Genomic DNA, 18,777 nt, shown 5'->3' with positions numbered 1-18,777 from the left:
CGCGGAGACGCGGAGAGAATATTGAAACATTAAAGCCGTTCGCCCTGAGCTTGTCGAAGGGCCGTTCTTTTCTTCAGCGCGGCAGAATGAAGAACAGTGCTTCGACAAGCTCAGCACAAACGGTTTTGGGATATTCTCTCCGCGCCTCCGCGTCTCCGCGTGAACAAATTTCCCAGCGGTCGCAGGCGCGCACCTGATGCTCGTCCTGATCGGCATCCTCATCATCATCGCGGGCTTCCTGCTCCGCTTCAATCCGCTGCTCGTGATCATGGCCTCGGCGCTCGCGACCGGGCTCGCCGCCGGGCTCGACCTGACCGCGATCGTCGCCGCCTTCGGCAAGGCGTTCAACGACACGCGCTATGTCAGCATCGTCTGGATCGTCCTCCCCGTCATCGGCCTGCTCGAAGCTTACGGCCTGCAACAGCACGCGCGCACGCTGATCGGCCGGATGAAGGGCGCGACGCTCGGCCGCCTGCTCACTTCTTATCTGCTGCTGCGGCAGGCGATGGCCGCGGTCGGCCTCACCTCGGTCGCGGGGCACCCGCAGACCGTCCGCCCGCTCGTCGCCCCGATGGCCGAGGCGGCGGCCGAAGCGAAAAACGACGCGCTCACCGACGACCAGCGCGAGGAGGTCAAGGCCTTCTCCGCCGCCACCGACAATGTCGGCCTCTTCTTCGGCGAGGATATCTTCCTCGCGATCGGCTCGATCCTGCTGATGAAGGGCGTGCTCGAAGGCTATGGCTATATCATCGAGCCGCTGCACTTCTCGCTCTGGGCGATCCCGACCGCCATCGCCGCCTTCATCATCCACGGCCTCCGCCTCCGCCGCCTCGAAAAACGGATGGCGCAAAAGGCCATGGGGCAGGAGGCGAGCGCATGATCACCCTCGACTTCGTCTATGTTCTCGCGGGCCTGACCTTCGCGGCCTTCGCGCTGCTGGGCCTTCTCGATCGCACCAACCCCAGGCGTTTCGGCAACGCCGCCTTCTGGGGCCTGCTCGCGCTGTCGATGCTCGCGGGCGACCGGCTCGGCGACTTCGGCAACGGCCTGCTCGTCCTCGCACTCGTCGCGATCGCCGGCACCGGCCAGATCGGCCGCGCGCCCGGCGGCGACGTTCCCGCCGACGTGCAAGCGACACGCGCCGCAAGGCACGGCCCCTTCCTGCTCCTCGTCGCGCTGATCATCCCCGCCGTCGCGCTCGCGGGCACCTTCCTCTTCAAATGGATCCCCGGCCTCGCCGACCCGAAGCAGGCGACGCTCATCTCGCTCGCGCTCGGCGTGCTCATCGCGCTCGCGGTCGGCATGACACGTCTCAAACCCCCGCCTTTGCTCCCGCTTCAGCAAGGCCGCCGCCTGCTCGACGCGGTCGGCTGGGCCGCGATCCTGCCGCAGATGCTCGCCAGCCTCGGCGCGGTCTTCGCGCTCGCCGGGGTCGGCGAAGTCGTCGGCGACCTCATCGGCACCGCGATCCCCGAAGGCAGCCTGTTCGGCGCGACGCTCGCTTTCGGGCTCGGCATGGCGCTGTTCACCATGGTGATGGGCAACGCCTTCGCCGCCTTCCCGGTGATGCTCGCGGCGGTCGGCATGCCGCTGCTGATCGAGCAATATGACGGCGACCCCGCGGTCGTCGCCGCGATCGGCATGCTCGCGGGCTTCTGCGGCACGCTGATGACCCCGATGGCCGCGAACTTCAACCTCGTCCCCGCGGCGCTGCTCGAGCTCAAAAACCCCTATGGCGTGATCAAGGCGCAGATCGGCACCGCGGTGCCCTTGCTCGCGGTGAACATCGTCTTCATCTGGCTGTTTGCTTTCTGAAGATCCTCCCTGTGGCGAAGCCATGGGGAGGGGGACCGCGCCCGAAGGGCGTGGTGGAGGGGCCAGCGACGCTTACGCCACAGCCCCTCCGTCAGCGGCCACGCCGCTGCCACCTCCCCATCGCTGCGCGACAGGGAGGATCATCTTGGCTAGGAAAAATCCCATGCACCTCACCCCCACCCACGCAACCCGCTTCGCGACCGCCACCCTCGCGCACCTCGGCCGCGAATATCCCTACAAGATGGACCTCGTCCTCACCGGCCCCGAAGACGCCAGACCCCCGCGCGAGCACCATCCGATCTTCCACGGCAGCTTCGACTGGCACAGCTGCGTCCATGGCTGGTGGCAGATCCTCCGCCTCGCGCGCCGCTTCCCCGACTTGCCCGTCGCCGCCGAAATCCGCGCGCGCGCCGACGAAATGCTGGTGCCCGAAAAAGTCGCGGGCGAACGCGCCTTCCTCGACCGTCCTTACTCCGCGGCGTTCGAGCGCCCCTATGGCTGGGCCTGGCTCCTCGCGCTCCATGACGAGGCCGAGCGGCATGACGCGCCGTGGAGCGCGGCGCTCGAACCGCTCGCGCTCGCCTTCGCGGCGCGTTTCCATGCCTTCCTGCCCAAACTCACCTACCCCTTGCGCGTCGGTACCCATTTCAACATCGCCTTCGCCCTGCTCCTCGCGCGTCACTGGGCGGAAACCCGCGACCCCGCGCTCGTCACCCTCATCGACAGCCGCGCCAACGAATGGTTCGGCGCCGACCGCGACTGTCAGGCATGGGAGCCCGGCGGCGACGAATTCCTCTCCTCCGCCCTCACCGAAGCGCATCTGATGGCCGTCCTCCTCGGCGGCGATTTCACCCGCTGGTTCGACGTCTTCCTCCCCCGCGCCGCGCAGGAACAACCCGCCACCCTCTTCACTCCCGCCACCGTTTCCGACCGCAGCGACGGCAAGATCGCGCATCTCGACGGCCTGGGTCTCAGCCGCGCGTGGAACTGGCGCGCCATCGCCGCCGCGCTTGGCCCCGCGCACCCCGCCGCGCCCGTCGCCGAAGCCGCGGCCCAGCGCCACCTCGCCGCCGCACTCCCGCACGTCACCGGCGACTATATGGGCGAACACTGGCTCGCGAGCTTCGCGCTCCTCGCGCTCGACGGCCTTTGACACCCGATTGACAAGCCCCGCGCGCGCGGCAACAGACGGCGCAAGGGGGAGAAGCCAGAGGTGAACGGAAAGATGCTGCGTCCCACATCGTTCGACGTCGCCGAGCGCGCCGGCGTGTCGCAATCGACCGTCTCGCGCGCCTTGCGCAACAGCCCCGGCGTCAACGCCGAAACGCGCGCGCGCGTCTCCGCCGCCGCGCGCGAGCTTGGCTATGTCGTCGACCGCCACGCCTCGTCGCTGCGCCTGAAAAGCAGCGAGACGATCGCGCTCGTCACCATCTGCCGCCCCGGCGAGGACCGCAGCGCGATCAACCCCTTCTATTTCGCGTTGCTCGGCAGCATCGCCGCCGCGACCTCGGCGCGGGGGTTCAACCTGCTCGTCTCGTTCCAGGAAAATCCCGACAATTTCCGCGCCGACTTCGTCGCCTCCGGCCTCGCCGACGCGATGATCGTCATCGGCACCACCAGCAACCGCGCGGCGTGGGATTATTTCGCGCAGGCGCAGGCCTCGGGCCTCGACTTCGTCTGCTGGGGCAGCCCGGGCAGCCCCTTCCACTGGATGCGCAGCGAGAATGACATCGGCGGCCAGCTCGCCGCCGAGCATTTCATCGCGACCGGCCGCCGCCACATCGCCTTCGTCGGGCCGCAGCAGTCGCCGCAGCGCCAGTTCGACGAGCGCCGCGACGGCTTCACCGCCGCGCTCGCCGCGCATGGCCTCACGCCCGTCGTCGCCGAGCCCCCCGCCGCCGCCGACCGCCACGCGCAGGGCGTCGCCGCGGTGCAGGCTTTGCTCGAAGCACACCCCAAAACCGATGCGATCTTCGCGGCCTCGGACATGCTGGCCCTCGGCGTGCTCCAGGGGCTCAAGGAGGCCGGCCGCCGCGTGCCGCAGGATGTCGCGCTGATCGGCTTCGACGGCATCCGCGCCGGCACCCTCGCCGACCCCGCGCTCACCACGCTCGAGCCCGACCTCGACGCCGCGGGCGAGGCGCTCGTCGCGATGGCCCTCGAGGATGACGAACGCACGCGCAGCGGCACCCGCATCCCCGTCCACCTCGTCGTCCGCGGCACCGCCTAGGCGCCCGGCTGCCCACGTTACCGTGACTTAACTCCCCGAAAAGTAACGCTTCGTTATCTACGCGGCTGCTACCGCCGGGGGCGGGGGCAGAAAGCGCTAGTGTGAACGGACAATTATTCATCTCGCTGCTCAACCCGGGCATCGGCCTGCTGTTCGCTGTCGCTTTTTTCCTGCTGTGGCTGAACCGCCGCGAGCGGTACGTGGCTTATGCCGCCGGCGCCTATACCGCGACCGCGCTCGCCTTCCTGATCCAGGACGTCGGCCCCGTCCTCCCGATGGAGCTGCAGCGGCTTCCCGCCAATTTCCTCTTCCTCATCACCGGCGTGCTGTTCGCCGCCGCGATCATCAAACGCTATGCGCTCCCCGTCCCGTGGCGCACGATGGCGGCGACCGTCGCGATCTCGATCGCGGTCTTCCTCTGGTTCCTCCTCGCCAGCCCCAGCATCGCCGCGCGCATCCTGTCGATCAGCATCGGCGCCGGCATCATCGCGATCATGGTCGTCGTCGCGCTCTGGCCGATCGAAAAGCGCCACCTCATCGACCGCGTGCTCTTCTGGGTCGCGGCGATCTCGGCGCTCAACCTCATCGTCCGCCCCGCCGTCTTGCTCTCGCTCCACGGCGGCTTCGACGATTATGTCGGCTTCCAGCAATCGCTCTATTGGACCACCGTCCAGTTCAGCCAGGCGATGGTGTCGATCGCCGCCGCGATCAGCCTGATGGTCGCGGTCGCGGTCGACCAGATCGCCGAGCTCCGCCGCGAGGTCGACGCCGACAATCTCTCGGGCCTGCTCAACCGCCGCGGGTTCGAAACCCAGGCCGCGACCGCGCTCCGCCGCTGCCTCGAGGAACGGCGCTCCGTCGCGCTGATCATCGCCGACCTCGACCGGTTCAAGTCGGTCAACGACAATCACGGCCACGCGGTTGGCGACGCGATCATCGCCGCCTTCGGCGCGCATGTCCGGCTGATCGGCCCCGCCGAGATGGTCGCGGGACGCATCGGCGGCGAGGAGTTCGCGCTGCTCCTCCCCGGCGCGGGTATCGAGGCGGCGCGCCAGCTCGCCGAGGCGGTCCGCACCGGCCTCGCCGCCGCCTGCGCCGGCCGCATCCCGGCCAGCCTCTGCCCCACCGCGAGCTTCGGCATCGCGATCGGCGCCCCCGGCACCGGCCTGCCCGCGCTGATGCACGAAGCCGACCAGGCGCTCTACGAAGCCAAGCGAACGGGGCGCAACCGCGTCCGCGCCTTCGCCCCCAAGCCGGTGCGCAGCGCCAACGGCGGCTGATCGCGCGGCAAGCCCCGGCTTATCGGCGCGTTAAGCCTCTTCCTCAACCCGCTCCCCACCCGCGCCGTCTTATCGCGGCACCGGACCAAGACCGAAGGGACAAGCGGATGATGCGGGGAACCGGACTGTTAGCGGACCAAAGCGGCGCCACCGCGATCGAATATGGCCTGATCGCCGCGTTGATCGCGCTCGCGTGCATCATCGCCTTCCAGACGCTCGGCCTCAATCTCGAAACCATCTTCACGACGATCAACGACGCGCTTAATACCTAGAAGCGGCTGCCAGGGCCGCGTCGCTGGCGCGCTGCGAGGCGAGCCGCCCGGCGGCTTCCCCCCTCGCGAACTGGCCGCAGCGCATGCACGCGCCGGTCTCGGCCTCCTGGGCCACCATCCGGGCGCGCATCCGCTCCAGCTTGCTGCCCAGCTTGTCGACCGCGCTTCCGGGATAGAAATATTTGATTCCCGCGCCGTCGAAGCGCCAGCCTGCCAGATGCTCCTCGGCGCTGATCGCCGCATCGCCGTCATAGCGCCGGTAATGCGTCCCCGCTGCCCCGCCGCCGCCGCCACCTTCGCCCGCGCCCAGCTCGCCGCGCTTGATGAGCAGCCCAAGCATCGAGTCCGACGGCATGATCCGCCGCTCGACCTCCTTGCCGTCGCGAATGATCACCATCTCGCGCCCCACGACCGCGCGTTCATAGGCGATCGCCGTAAGCCCGCGCTGCGCGCGCGCCAGCGCGGTCGAACAGGCGCGATCGAATGCGGCAAAGCGCCGCCGCGCGTCGTTCACCGACTTGCGGCTCATCCCCGCGACGCGCGCCGCATCGGTCACGCACCCCGACTGCGCAAGCACCGCCAGAAACCGCCGCGTCCGCACCATCGTCCACCCATCCTCGCGAATGCGCAGCCCGGGCATGAAGGGATTTTCCTTCACCCCCTCCCTTTCAGGGAGGGGCCGGGGGTGGGTGGCGCCCTTACGCAGCGCCTTCTGACTCCCCTCCCGCTTGCGGGAGGGGTTGGGGGAGGGCCCGTTCCGCGCCTCACCGCCGCCCGAAACAACAGCCGATTTCCCCCGCGAACCCCGCTCCACGTTACGCATCATAGCTCATCTCCCGAATCACTTGGAATGAATCAGGATCATTTAGAACCTATTTGGATAATTTAGGAAAGAAGAAAAATTCCCTCACGCTGCTCCCGCTCCCCGCACATGCGCATGAGCACTTGACGAAAGCACTTCACATCGTCTGATGATATATATGGCTAGCCCACGATCACCTGACAGGTCATTTCGTGTCGACAAAGGACGGTCGGTTCTTAAGGGCCACGGTCGCAAAAAGAAGAAGATTATGTCGCCCTATACTCCCAGTTGGAATTGGGCTTTATCGAAAAACGAGAACGCGAAGTTCCTAAAATGGTCGAGATTTTGAAGCGATGTGTCGAACGATTTTCGAACCGCTTTGAAACTCCGGACTGCGCCTTGATCGGCGGAATCGTCTTACTTGCTGCTTTTTAGTCTTAAATCCAATGACGGTGCAATTAGGGTGGGCGGCAATTTCGGTTACAGGTGCAACAATCACCAATTAGCGCCTACCCTCAAACCAAATCATCCACCCGAACCCCCAGCGCATCGGCCAGCTTCCGCACCGTCTCCACCGACCCCTTGCCGCGCCCGGCCTCGATATCGGCGATCTGCACCCGGTTGACCCCCGACACCTTCCCCATCGCCACCTGCGACAGCCCGCGCAGTTCGCGCCACACCCGCAGCGGGCTTTCGCCGGCGATCAGCCGCTTGGCGTATTCGGCGGGCACCAGTTCCTCCTCGCCCGCCGCCAGCGCCGCCTTGGTGCCGTCATAGGCGCGCAGGTCGGCCAGATCCTCGGCCGCTTCGCGGAGGCGGTCATATTCTTCGCGGGGGATCGTCACCATCTTGTTCATGGGATCATTCCTTCATTCATAGACGCTGCCGCGCGGGCCGATTTCCAGCACCGCCAGCACGACGCCATCCTCCATGATCACGCGCCAGTCGCCGACGCGCAGGCGGATCGCATCGCGGCCCTTCAGCGCCTTCACATTATTCGCCTGCGACGCGGGATCGGCGGCATAGGCCTCGATCTTGCCGACGATCCGCGCCGATGTGGTCGCGGGCATGCGCCGCAGCGCCTTGATCGCGGATCGCGTGTAGCTGATCGGCTTCATCGGACATGTGTAGTCTATAACTACAATGTAGTCAAGGACTACACCTCTTATCGTCATCCCGGACTTGATCCGGGATCCATTCCGCCGGCGCCGCATGGACCCCGGATCAAGTCCGGGGTGACGAGTTTGGGACGCGCGCCCTTTCTCCGCCTCCGCGCCTCCGCGTCTCCGCGCGAACCAAATCCCCCACCCCCTTGCATTTCCCACCCCCCGGCGTAAGGCGGCGCCAACATAAACCCGCGCGTGCGACTCCCGCTGGCCCCGCTCTCCCGCTTCGCCACCGGACAGTCATTCCCCGCCGCGCCAACATGGGGACTGCAATCCTATGACGACCACGGGCAACGACACGCTGGCCACCCGTTCGACGCTGAGCGTCGGCGATAAAAAATACGCCTATTATTCGCTCGACAAGGCCGCGGCACAGCTCGGCGACGTGTCGCGGCTGCCGTTCAGCATGAAGGTGCTGCTCGAAAACCTGCTGCGTTTCGAGGATGGCGGCTTCACCGTGTCGAAGGATGACGTGCAGGCGCTGGTCGACTGGCAGAAGGACCCGCGGGGAACCCGCGAGATCCAGTATCGCCCGGCGCGCGTGCTGCTCCAGGATTTCACCGGCGTTCCCTGTGTGGTCGACCTCGCCGCGATGCGCGACGCGATCGCGACGCTCGGCGGCGACACGACCAAGATCAACCCGCTGGTCCCCGTCCACCTCGTCATCGACCACTCGGTCATGGTCGACGAATTCGGTCATCCCAAGGCGTTCGAACAGAATGTCGAGATCGAATATTATCGCAACGGCGAACGCTACGACTTCCTGAAATGGGGATCGAAGAGCCTCGACAATTTCAAGGCTGTGCCCCCGGGCACCGGCATCTGCCACCAGGTCAACCTCGAACATATCGCGCAGGCGGTGTGGTCCAGCGAAGACGCGTCGGGTGAAACCGTCGCCTATCCCGACACCTGCGTCGGCACCGACAGCCACACGACGATGATCAACGGGCTCGGCGTGCTCGGCTGGGGCGTCGGCGGGATCGAGGCCGAGGCCGCGATGCTGGGCCAGCCGGTGTCGATGCTCATCCCCGAAGTCGTCGGCTTCAAGCTCACCGGCAAGCTGATGGAGGGCGTCACCGCGACCGACCTCGTGCTCACCGCGACGCAGATGCTGCGCGCCAAGGGCGTCGTCGGGCGCTTCGTCGAATATTACGGTCCCGGGCTCGCCTCGCTGACCCTCGCCGACCGCGCGACGCTCGCCAATATGGCGCCCGAATATGGCGCGACCTGCGGCTTCTTCGGCATCGACGACAAGACGCTCGATTATATGCGCCTGACCGGCCGCAGCGCCGAAAATATCGCGCTGGTCGAAGCCTATGCCAAGGCGCAGGGCCTGTGGCTGTCGGCCGATATGCCCGACCCGGTATTCACCGACACGCTCGAACTCGATATGGGCAGCGTGGTGCCCAGCCTTGCCGGGCCGAAGCGGCCGCAGGACAAGGTGATCCTCACCGCGGTCGACGACGAATTCAACGCCGACCTCAAGAAAATCTACAACAAGGATGCGGCAGAGCGCGTCGCGGTCGCGGGCAAGGATCACGACATCGGCGACGGCGACGTCGTCATCGCCGCGATCACCAGCTGCACCAACACCTCGAACCCCGGGGTGATGGTCGCCGCGGGGCTCGTCGCCAAAAAGGCCAACGAGCGCGGGATGAAGCCCAAGCCGTGGGTCAAGACGTCGCTCGCCCCGGGGTCGCAGGTGGTCACCGACTATCTCGCCAAGGCGGGGCTGCAGGATCATCTCGACGCGGTCGGCTATAATCTCGTCGGCTATGGCTGCACCACCTGCATCGGCAATTCGGGACCGCTCGCGGCGCCGATTTCGGAGGCGATCAACGGCAACAATATCGTCGCTGCCGCCGTGCTGTCGGGCAACCGCAACTTCGAAGGCCGCGTGTCGCCCGACGTGCGCGCCAATTATCTCGCCTCGCCGCCGCTCGTCGTCGCCTATGCGCTCAAGGGCACGGTGACCGAGGATTTCACCACCACCCCGATCGGGCAGGATCAAGACGGCAAGGACGTGTTCCTCGCCGACATCTGGCCGACCAATCAGGAAGTCGCCGACGCGATCGCCGGCGCGGTCGACCGCGACATGTTCGTCGCACGCTACGCGCACGTCTACAAGGGCGACGAGCATTGGCAGAAGATCGAGGTCGAGGGCTCGGACACCTATCAGTGGCGCGCGGGCTCCACTTACGTGGCCAACCCGCCCTATTTCGAGGGCATGTCGATGACCCCGGCGCCGGTGTCGGACATCGTCAACGCCAAGCCGCTCGCGATCCTCGGCGACAGCATCACGACCGACCATATTTCGCCCGCCGGTTCGATCAAGGCGGACTCGCCGGCCGGAAAATGGCTTATGGAACATCAGGTTAGCAAGGCCGACTTCAACAGCTACGGCGCCCGCCGCGGCCACCACGACGTGATGATGCGCGGCACCTTCGCCAACATCCGCATCAAGAATGAAATGGTCCCCGGCATCGAAGGCGGCATGTCGCGCTATGGCACCGAAGTCATGCCGATCTACGACGCCGCGATGCGCCACAAGGCCGACGGCACGCCGCTCGTCGTCATCGCCGGCAAGGAATATGGCACCGGCTCGTCGCGCGACTGGGCGGCGAAGGGCACCAATTTGCTGGGCGTCCGCGCGGTGATCGTCGAAAGCTTCGAGCGTATCCACCGCTCGAACCTCGTCGGCATGGGCGTGCTGCCGCTCCAGTTCCTCGAAGGCCAGAGCCGCGAGACGCTGGGTCTCACCGGCGACGATCAGTTCACCATCACCGGCGTCGCGGACCTGGGGCCGCGCCAGACGGTGACGGTGAACGTCACCCGCGCCGACGGCTCGACCTTCGCCTTCGACACGCTCTGCCGCATCGATACGGCGAACGAGGTCGAATATTATATGAACGGCGGCATCCTGCACTATGTGCTGCGCAAACTCGCCGCCTGACGCGGCAAACAGCTGATGCTATGAGCGCCCGCCCCCTATGGGGGTGGGCGTTTTCATTTGGAGAAGAAGCGCGATGGGCGCCGAAGTCATCATCGTCGAAGTCGTCGGCTGGACCGCCGCGGCGATCATCCTCGCCGCCTATATCCTGCTGTCGCTCGGCAAGCTCGAAGGACGCAGCTATCTTTATCAGTGGATGAATGTGATCGGTGCGGGCGGCTTCATCGTCAACTCGGGCTATAACGGCGCAATCCCGTCGGCCGTGCTCAACATCGTCTGGGCGGCGATGGGGCTGTTCACGCTGTGGAGCGTCTGGCGCGCACGGCAATCCGCACGCGCCGTTATCCCCTAACGCGCCGCGGTCTCGGCATTCCACGCCGCGACCTTCGCCCGTGTGTCGGCGAGCATCTTGTCGAGCGCGGCGCGGTCCTGAACCACGCCGCGCAACACCACGGTATCGATCGCGCGCGTCGCCGCGATGTCCTCGAGCGGATTCTTGGTCAGCAACACAAGGTCGGCCGCCATGCCGGGCAGAATCGCGCCATAACGATCGAGCTGGCCGAACCATGCCGGACCCGCACGCGTCGCCGAAGCGAGCGCCTGCGCCGGAGTCAGGCCCTTTTCGACGAACAGCTCGATCTCGTCGTGCAGCCCGAAGCCGGGATAGTTGAAGCTGTTCAAAAAGCCCGCATCGGTCCCCGCGATGATCGGTACCCCCGCTTCGGCGAGCATCGGCAGGATCGCGGCGACATCCTCGATCTGCTTATGTCGCGCCGCGATCGCCGCGGCATCGGCCTTCGCCGCGCGCTCGATCCGCCAGTCATAGGTCTTGCGCAGCTTCGGCCCGATATAGGCGAGACGCTCGTCCGTCGAATGATCGTCGCGGTCAAGATAGGCGATGATGCGGCTGCCGTTGAGCGTCGGCGTCACGAACACGCCCTTTGCGGCGAAGCGGCGATAGGCCGCCATCGCGGTATCGCGATCGAATCCCGCGTCGAGCCGGCGGTTCGCCTCGGCACGGTCGATGCGCTTTGCGGCGAAATCGGCGGCGATCGCGGCTTCGTCCTTCGCGCCGGCATTATAGGCATAGTCGAGATGCTCGATCGAACTGATCCCCGCGTCGACCGCCTGATCGACGGTCAGGGCCATCGGGATGTGCCCCGACGTCCTGAGGCCGAGCGCCTTCGCCCGCCGCAGCGCATAGAGGAAGAGTTCGGGTTTCAGCGTGCTGTCGGTGATCTTGACGAAATCGACCTTGTCCCGGTTTTTCAAGCGGTCGAGCGCGGCATCCACATCGGCCTCGCTGCCGACCTCGATCGTGCCTTTCCACACCGGCGCGATCCCTTCGATCTTGGCGCCCGAGGTCAACAGCCGGGGTCCGAACAGTTTTCCGCCGGCAATCTCGCCGCGCCATGCGAGCACCTGATCGGGCAGGTCGCCCGACGCGTCGCGGATCGTCGTGATGCCGTTCGCGACATAGAGCGGCAGCAGCGCCCTATTCTCTTCGATCAGTTCGGGGCCGCCGCCGAAATGGACGTGCATGTCCCACAGGCCGGGGATGAGGTAACGCCCCTCGCCCTCGATTATCCGGTCAGCCCGCCAGTCTTTGGCGATCGCGGAATCGCTTCCGACCGCCACGATATCCTCGCCCTTCAGCACCACCGCTTGCTCTGCGATCGTTTTCGCCGCTTCGACATCGACGATGGAGACATGGCGGATGATCACGTCGCCCTGCTTCGGCGCGGCTAGCGCAGGCGGCGCGAAAGCGAGCAGAATCGGGGCGAGAGCGAATAACAGTTGTTTCATGGCGGCAACCTCTTTTCCGGATAGCTGCCCTTAGCCCGATCGGGGGCGAGATCAAGCAACCCAGACGCCTTCGTCCTTGTGCCATTCCTCGATCGATTTTTCAGAATAGAGGTCGAAGGCCGCATCGTCGGGTCCGATGGCGGGTTCGACCCAGCCGGCCCTGTATTTGAGCATCAGATGAACGCGTGACGGCGGCGTCGGTAGCTCCGAATCGATCGCGCTTGCGAAGGGATGGACGAGTTCGGGCCAGTCCGGATCCAAGAGCCATAGAGCCGACCCGCACTCACGGCAGAAGCGCCGTTCGCCACTCGACAGCTTGCATATCGGATGCTCGTCATCCTCGATCCGCGCGCGATAGAGGCCCAGATGCTCCTCGCCATCGATCGTCAGGCTCGTCGCGTCGGCGCCGAGGTTGATCGCATAGCCACCGCCGCCCTGCTGCTTGCGGCAGATCGAACAATAACAGAGCTGATACGGAGCGGGCGTGTGGCTCTTCACCGAAAAGCGAACCGCGCCGCAGCGGCAAGAGCCATCGAGTTTGGTCGGCATGGAATGTCCTTTCGCGCGATTAAGGGTCGCTAGCGCCAACGCGCGATCGAAAGGAAGGTTCGTGGTGGGCGCTGACGGGCTCGAACCGCCGACCCTCTCGGTGTAAACGAGATGCTCTACCAACTGAGCTAAGCGCCCCCAATAATGTCGCCATCAGCGGGATGTGCGCCCCTGCCACAAGCCTCCGCCCCTGGCAAGCGATGCGTCGCGAGAGGTCAAAGCCAGCCGATGTGCTTGAAGCGCCAGAAGACGAGCCCCGAACCGCCAAAGATCAGGGCCAGCGCGAACGGATAGCCAAAGGCCCAGTCGAGTTCGGGCATGAACTCGAAATTCATGCCGTAGATGCCGGCGATCGCGGTCGGCACGGCGAGGATCGCCGCCCAGGCGGCGAGCTGCCGCGTGATCACGCCCTGACGCTGCTGTTCGAGCATGCCGTTGGTTTCGATCACCGACGCGGCAATGTCGCGCAGCCCGTTGAGACGATATTCGGCGCGCTGCACATGGTCCCAGACGTCGCGGTAAAAGGGGCGCACCGCGGCGTCGATATTCGGCAGATCATCGTCGGTCGTCAAACGGCCGGCGACCTCCTTCATCATCCCGACCAGCCGCTGGAAACGGATGATCTCGTGCCGCTGCTTGTAAAGGTGGCGAATTTCCGAAGCGTCGAGCGGCGTGTCCATCACGCTGTCCTCGACCCCCAACATCCGCTCCTCGATCGCATCGATCACCGGGAAATAGCCGTCGACAATGAAATCAAGCACCGCATAGAGAACATAGTCGGGGCCGTGCGCGAGTTTCGCCGGCAGGGTTTCGAGCCGCGCCCGGACGTCGGTGTGCGTCCGCGCCGACCCGTGGCGGACGCTGACGAAGAAATGCGGACCGATGAAGAAGGCCGTCTCCCCCGGCTGGATCGTATCGCCGTCGAGATTGGCGGTGCGGGAGATGACGAACAGCTGGTCGCCATAGGTTTCAACCTTGGGGAGTTGGTTCGCCTTCAGCGCATCCTCGACCGCGAGCGGATGCAGGCCGAACCGCCTGGCGATACCGGCAAGCTCGGCCGGCGTCGGCTCGTAGAGGCCGAGCCAGAAAAAATCGCCGGGGTCGCAATCCTCCGGAATCGCCTCGTCCGGGCCGAGGTCGCGGACGAGCTTGCCGGCATGATAGACGCGGGCGGCCATGATCGGCATCGGCGAAAACTCCCTTGATGTGGGGGTTACATAGTGCGCGCCCGCCTGAAGCGAAATGTCTTTAACCCGTCGCTAGATATCGCGGCTGTCATAGGCCCATTGCAGCAGCGCTTGCCGTTGCTTCGGCCGGCAAAAGGGATCGCCCGGCTCGCAATGCTTGCGTATCTGCGCGGCGTGGCGCCGGAACGCCCGCCATCGCGCGATCTGGCGGCGATCCTCGTCCGGCATCCGCCGCCCAGAATAATAGCGGCAATACCATTGAAACCAGCCCCGCGGATCGTCGGGATGGATCCAGCCCTTCTCGATCCAGACGCGGAGCGACACGCTGGCCCGAATCCCGAAATAGTTCAGCGAACAGTCGGGGCGTTCGGGCGCGAGCTTCGCGCGCCTGAACCAGCTCGCCGGGAATTCGGCGGTGCAGTCGGTCATATATTTGCCGCAGAATATGCCGAGGTTCAGCATCTCGGCTGGCGTCAGTTCGGGCTCGAAACCGGGATCGAAACACCCGCCCATCGGCGCGGTTCGCCTATAGCGATAGCCCTGCTGCATCCGGTCGTTCACGACCACTTCGACGGCATCTTTCATCGCGCGAAGCTAGCGGGCTCGCGACGGCCGGACCACGCTTATTCTTCGAGCGCCTCGAAATAGCGTGCGAGCGCATCGCATGCGCCTTCGGCCAGCGCGATGAAGATGCGCCGGCCGTCGTGCGGATCGGCCTCGCGCACGAAAAGACCCGCGTCGGTCATCGTCTTGATCCAGCGCAGCGCCGTGGTTGCGGGAACCGCGGCCGCGATGCACAGGCTCGACACGGAGACCGGCTGGCGTTCGAGCCGCGCGGCATAAAGGTCGAGTAACATGTCCCACGCCGGATCGGCGAACAGATCGGCGGGGAAATATTGTTCACGCATGCGCCGCTGACGCAGCATCCGCCGCACCGCTTTCGCACGCTGCCGGTCGAGCGTTCGTTCTTCGGGAACGAAGCTGCGCGGCATCGCGGCATAGTCCCGCGCCGGCGCGCGCACCTGACCCGGATAATCCGCAAACTCCTCGCCGCGCGGCGCAAAACCCGCCGGCGCGCCGGGAAGCCCGCCACTTTGTGCCGCCAGGTCCCCCAACAGGCGCGAGATGCGGGCGACCTCTTCCTGCAACCGGTCGATCCGCTCCATCGCATCGCCGCGCGCGACATCGTTGAGGGTCCAGTCGCGCGTGCGCCGGGCCGCTGCCAATGCGACGAGCCGGTCGGCCGGATCGGCATCGACGAGGAACTGGACATTGACCGACGCGGGGACGGCCGCGGCCACGCGATCGAGCGCCTCCAGCGCGGTTTCGCAGATCAGGTTGCAGCCGCCCTCTTCGGTCGCCGCGCATATCCCGGCAAGCATATCGGCTTCGACCGTCTCCGCCGCGGCGAGCCAGACGATGTCGAGCGTCGGCATCCGCCGGATAGTGTCGGCCGCGCCGGATGGGGACGCTATGCCGGCAAGACGCACATCCGCCAGGGACGCCATGTCGGACCAGTCGTCGCGCGGCCCGATAAACAGGAGCGGCGATGCGCTGCCCTTGGCGATCGGCCCTCGCAGCGCCGCAAGCGGGCGGGCATGGACCGCCGATGCGCCCATCCCGCCATCAATGATATCCTGATCGATCATAATGCCGTCCCCCTTGCCATCGCTCCACCCTGGCGTGATCATGCCGTCATTTCGGCATCATTCCCCTTTTGTTCGTTCCTGTTTGCCGCCAATCCGGACTCAAGCCCGATGGCGGCGTCCAATTCGGCCCGCCGCGGCGGAACTGATTAGGTCCATTTTGGACATGCTTTGTTCTCATCGTCAACCGATTATTCACGCTTGCCAAACCGCTGCGCGCGCGCCAGTCGATCCTTATGAAGCCCGGCCTTTCTTTGACGCGGTTGCGGTGGCGGCGGCGTTTCCGGTCGCTGCTGGCGCTCATTCTGCTTGGCGGGCTGGCGTTTGCGGCATGGATATGGCTGCCCGCGCCGGTCGCAACCGTGCCGCTGGTGCAGGTGATCGACGGCGACAGCCTGACGGCAAGGCAGGAGGGGGCGACCTTGACCATTCGTCTGACCGGCCTCGACGCGGTCGAATATCGGCAGGATTGCGGTAGCGCCGCCACGCGCTGGCCGTGCGGCCGCGAAGCGCGGACGGCGCTCGAAAAGCTGGCCGGCCGCGGGCCGCTTCATTGCGAACTCGCGGCGAAGGACCATTATGGACGCACGCTCGCCGCCTGTCGCACCGCCCCCTTCCCCGACGGCATCGACCTCGGCGCCGAAATGGTGCGGTCGGGCTGGGCGGTGTCGACGAGCGACGCCTATCTGCCCGAAGAAGGCGAGGCCCAGGCGAAGCGCCGCAGCATCTGGCGGGGCGACTTCATCCGTCCCGCCGACTGGCGGGCGACCCACGAGCGGCCCGCGACAGCGTTGATGCCGCCCGACGCATAGCAATGCCGCCTTTGCCTTGCCGCCGTTTCCGGCTAGGGCGAAACCATGCACAGCCTGTTTCCCGTCATGATCGGCGGCGCGATCGGCGCCGGTGCGCGCCATCTCGTCGGGCAGGCGATACTCGCGCGGCTCGGCCCCGGTTTCCCGTGGGAGACGCTGACGATCAATATCGCCGGCAGCCTGTTAATGGGCGTGCTCGTCGGCACGCTTGCGCGCGGCAGCGATGGCGGCGAAACCGCGCGGTTGCTCATCGGCGTCGGGATCCTCGGCGGTTTCACGACCTTTTCCTCTTTCAGCATGGAATTCTGGATGCTTTTCGAACGCGGCCATGAAGCGCAAGCGGCCGCCTATGTCCTCGCGTCGGTGACCGGCGCGATCGCCGCTTGCGGGCTCGGCCTGTTCCTGATGCGGCAGGTGCCGGCATGACGGACGCCAGAACCCCGCTCGACAGCGCAACGATAGCCGAGGAGGATGACGGCATCCGGCTCGACCGCTGGTTCAAGCGTCACCGCGAAGGGACGCCGCACGCACTACTCGCGCGCTGGGCGCGCTCGGGCCAGCTGACGCTCGACGGCAAAAAGGCCGATGTGTCGGATCGCATCGCGACCGGACAGAAACTCGTCATGCCCACGCCGCCGGTCGAGACCGTGGCGCGGCCGGCGCGCAAGGGGCGGCCGCTGACCGACGCCGATGTCGAACTGGCGACGGGGATGATGATCCACCGCGATGCGAGCGCGATCATACTCAACAAGCTTCCGGGACTCGCGACGCAAGGCGGCACGAAGACCGAGCAGCACGTCGACGGCCTGCTCGATGCGCTGAAATTCGACGGACCGACGCGGCCGAAGCTCGTCCACCGGCTCGACAAGGATACGTCGGGCGCGCTGCTGATCGCGCGCACCCCGCGCGCCGCAGCCTATTTCGCCAAGAGCTTTTCGAACCGCAGCGCGAAAAAGACCTATTGGGCGCTGATTGTCGGCGTGCCCGACATCCAGCAGGGCGAGATCGACCTGCCGCTCGCCAAGCAGCCCGGTTCGGGCGGCGAGAAAATGCACGTCCACGACAGCGGCCTCGCATCGAAGACGCGCTACCGCGTGATCGAGCGCGCGGGGAACAGCGCGGCGTGGGTCGAACTGCAGCCGCTGACGGGGCGCACCCATCAGCTGCGCGTCCATATGGCGGCGATCGGCCACCCGATCGTCGGCGACGGAAAATATGGCGGCAAGGGCGCGTTCCTGACCGGCACGATCAGCCGCAAGATGCACCTCCACAGCCGCCGGCTACGTATCGATCATCCCGACGGCGGCGCAATCGATATCAGCGCCGAACTGCCCGATCATTTCGCCGCGAGCCTCGACGATCTGGGCTTCGACCTGCTGCTCGGCGATATCGGGATCGAGGCGGGCGAAAAAGGTCCGCCGCCCAAATCGGCGCTGAAGGCGCAAGCGAAAGCGCACAGCAAGCAGATCCGCAAGGCACGGCGCGGCGAACGGCGCGGGCGTACGGCCGAGGGCAAGCCCACCGATTTCGTCGGCAAGCCAAAGCCGAAAGCCAAGGCGAAACCCGGCAAACCCGCGCCCAAGAAGCTTGCCGGCAAGAAGCCGAGCGCGAAGAAACATGCGGCGCGCCCACCCAAAGCAAGCTGATGCACCCCAATTCCGCCTTCCGCCCGCGGCAGGACGATCTCGCCGAATTGCTCGTGCGCGAGATCGGCTTTGCCGCGATCTTTGCGAGCACGCCCGACGGGCCACGCGTCGCGCATGCGCCAGTGGTGTTGAGCGACGACCGGGCCACGCTGCAATTCCACCTCGCGCGCGGCAATGCGCTCACCCGCCACCTGAGCGGCGCGAGCGCGCTCGCCGTCGTGCAGGGCCCCGACGCCTATGTCAGCGCGAGCTGGTACACCGATGCCGATCAGGTGCCGACGTGGAATTATGTGGCGATCGAGATGGAAGGCGTGGCGCGCAAGCTCGATGGCGCCGAACTGGTAGCGCAGCTCGACACTTTGTCCGCAGCGCATGAGGCTCGCATCGGCGCCCATCCGCCATGGACGCGAGCCAAGATGAACCCCGCACTCTTCAGCAAGATGACCGGCGCCATTGTCGGCTTCGAGATGCGGATCGCCGCGTGGCGTCCGACGATCAAGCTGTCGCAGAACAAGTCCGCCGACGAGCGCGAGCGTGTGATCGCGGGGGGTCGAGGCGAGCGGCCATGGCGCGCTCGCGCAGTTGATGCGACACCTTGGCGGCGATAGGGAGGACG

20 protein-coding genes and 1 tRNA gene are annotated in these 18,777 nt (G+C 66.1%); 12 read left to right on the top strand and 9 right to left on the bottom strand.

Annotation, left to right across the window (positions count from 1 at the left end; genetic code table 11):
- The first annotated feature begins 196 nt into the window (after positions 1-196).
- From GGR90_RS16785 to GGR90_RS16760, 6 genes are all read left to right on the top strand, one after another.
- Entirely contained in the window at positions 197-880 is a 684-nt protein-coding gene (locus GGR90_RS16785; RefSeq protein ID WP_167922519.1) for a DUF969 domain-containing protein, read from the top strand.
- Positions 877-1,815 carry a DUF979 domain-containing protein gene (locus tag GGR90_RS16780; protein ID WP_167922518.1) on the top strand — a complete coding sequence of 313 codons (939 nt, stop codon included), beginning with the start codon at positions 877-879 and terminating at the stop codon, positions 1,813-1,815. Before GGR90_RS16785 ends, GGR90_RS16780 begins: the two co-directional genes overlap by 4 nt.
- A gap of 163 nt (positions 1,816-1,978) precedes the next feature.
- Positions 1,979-2,968, top strand: a complete 990-nt coding sequence (locus tag GGR90_RS16775; RefSeq protein ID WP_167922517.1) for a DUF2891 domain-containing protein — start codon at positions 1,979-1,981, stop codon at positions 2,966-2,968.
- A gap of 72 nt (positions 2,969-3,040) precedes the next feature.
- Complete coding sequence (locus tag GGR90_RS16770) at positions 3,041-4,045, top strand: LacI family DNA-binding transcriptional regulator (protein ID WP_209023815.1); 1,005 nt, start codon at positions 3,041-3,043, stop codon at positions 4,043-4,045.
- Positions 4,046-4,146: 101 nt separating this feature from the next.
- A complete protein-coding gene (locus GGR90_RS19710; protein WP_167922515.1) occupies positions 4,147-5,325 on the top strand; it encodes a diguanylate cyclase domain-containing protein in 1,179 nt (392 codons plus the stop codon).
- Between the two features lie 107 nt (positions 5,326-5,432).
- Positions 5,433-5,597, top strand: a complete 165-nt coding sequence (locus GGR90_RS16760) for a Flp family type IVb pilin (protein WP_167922514.1) — start codon at positions 5,433-5,435, stop codon at positions 5,595-5,597.
- On the opposite strand, the gene GGR90_RS16755 is transcribed toward GGR90_RS16760, so the two are convergent.
- The 3 genes from GGR90_RS16755 to GGR90_RS16745 form a co-directional block, all read right to left on the bottom strand.
- A complete protein-coding gene (locus GGR90_RS16755; protein ID WP_167922513.1) occupies positions 5,587-6,237 on the bottom strand; it encodes a hypothetical protein in 651 nt (216 codons plus the stop codon). The genes GGR90_RS16760 and GGR90_RS16755 overlap by 11 nt on opposite strands.
- Positions 6,238-6,914: 677 nt before the next feature.
- The gene (locus tag GGR90_RS16750) at positions 6,915-7,256 is read right to left on the bottom strand and encodes a helix-turn-helix transcriptional regulator (protein ID WP_167922512.1); all 342 of its coding nucleotides are present in this window, start codon (positions 7,254-7,256) and stop codon (positions 6,915-6,917) included.
- 12 nt (positions 7,257-7,268) lie between these two features.
- The gene (locus GGR90_RS16745; protein ID WP_167922511.1) at positions 7,269-7,517 is read right to left on the bottom strand and encodes a type II toxin-antitoxin system RelE family toxin; all 249 of its coding nucleotides are present in this window, start codon (positions 7,515-7,517) and stop codon (positions 7,269-7,271) included.
- 325 nt (positions 7,518-7,842) lie between these two features.
- On the opposite strand from GGR90_RS16745, the gene acnA reads away from it, so the two are divergent.
- The gene (acnA, locus tag GGR90_RS16740) at positions 7,843-10,518 is read left to right on the top strand and encodes an aconitate hydratase AcnA (RefSeq protein WP_167922510.1); all 2,676 of its coding nucleotides are present in this window, start codon (positions 7,843-7,845) and stop codon (positions 10,516-10,518) included.
- A gap of 73 nt (positions 10,519-10,591) precedes the next feature.
- Positions 10,592-10,867, top strand: a complete 276-nt coding sequence (locus tag GGR90_RS16735) for a CBU_0592 family membrane protein (RefSeq protein ID WP_167922509.1) — start codon at positions 10,592-10,594, stop codon at positions 10,865-10,867.
- Here the strand turns inward: GGR90_RS16735 and GGR90_RS16730 are convergent.
- The 6 genes from GGR90_RS16730 to GGR90_RS16705 all read right to left on the bottom strand — a co-directional run bounded on the left by GGR90_RS16730 (position 10,864) and on the right by GGR90_RS16705 (position 15,748).
- Positions 10,864-12,321, bottom strand: a complete 1,458-nt coding sequence (locus GGR90_RS16730) for an amidohydrolase family protein (RefSeq protein ID WP_167922508.1) — start codon at positions 12,319-12,321, stop codon at positions 10,864-10,866. The genes GGR90_RS16735 and GGR90_RS16730 overlap by 4 nt on opposite strands.
- Positions 12,322-12,372: 51 nt before the next feature.
- Entirely contained in the window at positions 12,373-12,870 is a 498-nt protein-coding gene (locus GGR90_RS16725; RefSeq protein ID WP_167922507.1) for a GFA family protein, read from the bottom strand.
- A 62-nt stretch (positions 12,871-12,932) separates the two neighbouring features.
- A tRNA-Val gene (locus tag GGR90_RS16720) sits at positions 12,933-13,008 on the bottom strand.
- Between the two features lie 77 nt (positions 13,009-13,085).
- Complete coding sequence (locus GGR90_RS16715) at positions 13,086-14,057, bottom strand: magnesium and cobalt transport protein CorA (RefSeq protein ID WP_167922506.1); 972 nt, start codon at positions 14,055-14,057, stop codon at positions 13,086-13,088.
- 72 nt (positions 14,058-14,129) lie between these two features.
- A complete protein-coding gene (locus GGR90_RS16710; RefSeq protein WP_209023814.1) occupies positions 14,130-14,642 on the bottom strand; it encodes a hypothetical protein in 513 nt (170 codons plus the stop codon).
- Between the two features lie 38 nt (positions 14,643-14,680).
- Entirely contained in the window at positions 14,681-15,748 is a 1,068-nt protein-coding gene (locus GGR90_RS16705; protein WP_245198743.1) for a MarR family winged helix-turn-helix transcriptional regulator, read from the bottom strand.
- A gap of 191 nt (positions 15,749-15,939) precedes the next feature.
- Here GGR90_RS16705 and GGR90_RS16700 point away from each other — a divergent pair, with 191 nt between their 5' ends.
- Genes GGR90_RS16700 through GGR90_RS16685 form a run of 4 tightly spaced genes read left to right on the top strand, consistent with a single transcriptional unit; the run spans position 15,940 to position 18,769 of the window.
- A complete protein-coding gene (locus GGR90_RS16700) occupies positions 15,940-16,515 on the top strand; it encodes a thermonuclease family protein (RefSeq protein WP_167922505.1) in 576 nt (191 codons plus the stop codon).
- 45 nt (positions 16,516-16,560) lie between these two features.
- Positions 16,561-16,941: a fluoride efflux transporter CrcB gene (gene crcB / locus GGR90_RS16695; RefSeq protein ID WP_167922504.1), complete on the top strand. Its 381-nt coding sequence runs from the start codon at positions 16,561-16,563 to the stop codon at positions 16,939-16,941.
- A complete protein-coding gene (locus GGR90_RS16690; RefSeq protein ID WP_167922503.1) occupies positions 16,938-18,161 on the top strand; it encodes an RluA family pseudouridine synthase in 1,224 nt (407 codons plus the stop codon). Before crcB ends, GGR90_RS16690 begins: the two co-directional genes overlap by 4 nt.
- Positions 18,161-18,769 carry an FMN-binding negative transcriptional regulator gene (locus tag GGR90_RS16685; RefSeq protein WP_342449958.1) on the top strand — a complete coding sequence of 203 codons (609 nt, stop codon included), beginning with the start codon at positions 18,161-18,163 and terminating at the stop codon, positions 18,767-18,769. The genes GGR90_RS16690 and GGR90_RS16685 overlap by 1 nt, the downstream gene beginning before the upstream one ends.
- The last annotated feature ends 8 nt before the right edge of the window (positions 18,770-18,777 follow it).

It is taken from the genome of Sphingopyxis italica (assembly GCF_011926545.1).
Classification (GTDB): Bacteria; Pseudomonadota; Alphaproteobacteria; order Sphingomonadales; family Sphingomonadaceae; genus Sphingopyxis; species Sphingopyxis italica.
The sequence above is the reverse complement of the archived record's forward strand: the minus strand, read 5'-3'. Positions and strand labels throughout refer to the sequence as shown.